The sequence below is a fragment of the Mycobacterium parascrofulaceum ATCC BAA-614 genome (genome assembly GCF_000164135.1).
Lineage (GTDB): Bacteria > Actinomycetota > Actinomycetes > Mycobacteriales > Mycobacteriaceae > Mycobacterium > Mycobacterium parascrofulaceum.
Window position 1 is genome coordinate 144,077 of record NZ_GG770559.1, and the last position, 999, is coordinate 145,075.

2 protein-coding genes are annotated in these 999 nt (G+C 67.3%); both read left to right on the plus strand.

Annotation, left to right across the window (positions count from 1 at the left end; translation table 11 throughout):
• The first annotated feature begins 198 nt into the window (after positions 1–198).
• Complete coding sequence (locus HMPREF0591_RS26255; protein ID WP_007171797.1) at positions 199–549, plus strand: hypothetical protein; 351 nt, start codon at positions 199–201, stop codon at positions 547–549.
• Positions 550–575: 26 nt separating this feature from the next.
• Positions 576–902 carry a hypothetical protein gene (locus HMPREF0591_RS26260; protein ID WP_007171798.1) on the plus strand — a complete coding sequence of 109 codons (327 nt, stop codon included), beginning with the start codon at positions 576–578 and terminating at the stop codon, positions 900–902.
• Positions 903–999: the final 97 nt, after the last annotated feature.

Below are 999 nucleotides of genomic sequence, written 5' to 3' on the forward strand. Positions count from 1 at the left end.
GCGCCGAACTACGCAGGACAAGTGACCTTTTCGGGCCCATGCCAGCTCACCGCGGGGCGCTTTGCGCCCGGCGAGCGGCCCGAAAACCCTGCTGCGTTCGGCGCGGACTCTGCGGGGTTGACCGCCCACCCTCACCCGATTGGTCGCTCCCCCCGCGCTGATCGGCGCACCACCCACCGCACGAAACGGAGAAACACCATGGCACACATCACCACCACCGTGTACCTCAACGAGGGCGAAGACCACTTCTTCGGCTTCAACACCTACGCGCCAGCCCGGCTGCACCAAGCTGCCCACTTCGACCTTGAACTGCTCCACGGCGCGCCCGCCGACATCGTGATCCCCGGCGCACTCGAGATTGTCTTCGAACAACTCAACATCGCACGCCCGCAACATAGTTGGGCGCTGCGCTACCGGCTCGCCGGGAACCGCAGCCTATCGGTGGGCGATGTCGTCGTGCTCGGCGAAACCGCCTGGGCGTGTGCCGGGGTGGGCTGGACACCCATCACCGCCGACCAGCTCCGCGCCGCCCTGCCGGCCACCCGCTAGCCACCGCCACACGAAAGGAGCCACCCATGAGCAGCGAGCAGTACTGGGAACAGTGGTGCGGTTCGACCGTCCGGCCCGTCGAGCGCATCAAACGACACGCCAAAATCCGCTACGTCGACGGGATCCGCTGGATCACCTACCCCGATCAGATCAAGGGCACCAAGGTGATCGTCGACATGCCGGTTAACGCACCCACCAAATCCTGCGACCAGGGCCGCCACGACGACTGCCCACATCGACTTGGCGGGCCTCAGGAAGGCGGCGTCACGCTCAAAGTGTCCCTGCCAGGGTTCACCTGGCGGTGTGGTTGCCCATGCCACCGCGACCCATTTCGCGTCGGACGCTTGTTCTGACACGACGCCTTGCCCGGCCCGGCCGACTCCCGCCAGGCGGGGTTGGCCGGGCCGCCCTTTTTCCTTCCGGCCCACCAGGGTGCCGGCGCGCCCGGCA

Bases quoted from the DNA above. Each gene is read 5' to 3' on its own strand.
- HMPREF0591_RS26255 (WP_007171797.1), top strand. From the start codon at position 199: ATGGCACACATCACCACCACCGTGTACCTCAACGAGGGCGAAGACCAC.
- HMPREF0591_RS26260 (WP_007171798.1), top strand. From the start codon at position 576: ATGAGCAGCGAGCAGTACTGGGAACAGTGGTGCGGTTCGACCGTCCGG.